Source organism: Caballeronia telluris, from assembly GCF_001544495.1.
Lineage (GTDB): Bacteria > Pseudomonadota > Gammaproteobacteria > Burkholderiales > Burkholderiaceae > Caballeronia > Caballeronia telluris.
In genome coordinates this window covers 1-1,112 of the sequence record NZ_FCNZ02000133.1, presented here as the reverse complement: position 1 = coordinate 1,112, position 1,112 = coordinate 1, and the positions used below count along the sequence as shown (strand labels likewise).

General features: G+C 62.0%; 1 protein-coding gene. It reads left to right on the top strand.

Annotation, left to right across the window (positions count from 1 at the left end):
• Window positions 1-51: 51 nt before the first annotated feature.
• Window positions 52-1,077 (top strand): IS30 family transposase, encoded by a 1,026-nt coding sequence (locus tag AWB66_RS32555; RefSeq protein ID WP_087634057.1) that lies wholly within the window; start codon window positions 52-54, stop codon window positions 1,075-1,077.
• The last annotated feature ends 35 nt before the right edge of the window (window positions 1,078-1,112 follow it).

Sequence of the window (1,112 nt, the reverse complement as noted above, 5' to 3'; positions counted from 1 at the left end):
TGGACGGCCTCAAAAGCGAGGTGCAACACGTGTCTCGTATAAGGTGTTGCAATGCCCGACAAAACTACTTCGTACCAGCAGCTGCAACCTGAAGAACGCCTCGCCATCGCAAGCCTACGACTGCAGGATGTGAGCATTCGGGCCATGGCCCGAATGCTCGGGCGCTCTCCGTCCACTGTGAGCCGGGAGCTGACGCGCAACGGCTCTCCTGCTGGCTACGCTTCAGTGTCAGCCGAAGCGCTGAGCGCCGCCCGCCGTAGCGCTGGTCGCCGCCCCGCCAAGCTGTGCACGCAAAGCGTTCGCTGGCGGGTTGTGCTCACCCTGCTCGAATGGAAGTGGTCGCCCCAGCAGATATCGGGCACACTTAAGCGCATGTATCCGACCGACCCGACCCAGCACGTATCGCATGAGACCATCTACACGGCTATCTACGCTCAGCCGCGCGGCGAGTTGCGCCGCCAATTGATTGCCTGCCTGCGCCACGGCCACAGTACCCGCATGTCGCGCTCGCGCGGCACCGACCGACGCGGACAGATTCCCGACATGGTCAGTATTCACGTGAGGCCGCCCGAAATCGAAGACCGCCTGCTGCCGGGCCACTGGGAAGGCGACTTCATCAAAGGCGCCGGCAATCAATCCTCCGTTGGCGTGCTGGTTGAGCGCACCAGCCGGCTGGTGCTGCTTGCCAAGATGGAGGATGCAACAGCGGCCTCCGCTCTGGCGGGCTTCTCGGCCAAACTCAATTCGATTCCCGAACCCCTGCGCCAGAGCTTTACGTACGACCAGGGCAAGGAACTCACGCGGCATCAAGAACTCGCCGCCGCCACCGGCGTCAGAGTGTACTTCTGCGACCCGCACAGCCCGTGGCAACGCGGCACTTGCGAAAACACCAACGGATTGCTGCGTCAGTACCTGCCCAAAAGCACCGACCTCTCGGTCTACAGTCAGGCCGAACTCGATGCTATCGCCGACGGTTTGAACAGCCGGCCGCGCGCAACTCACGCGTTCCATTCGCCATTCGAGGTCTTCGCTGCGACACTTGCCTCAGCGAGTCAACCTCAAGGCGCTAAACATTAAACCCCTTGTTGCGCTTCGATTTGAAACCGCCCTGT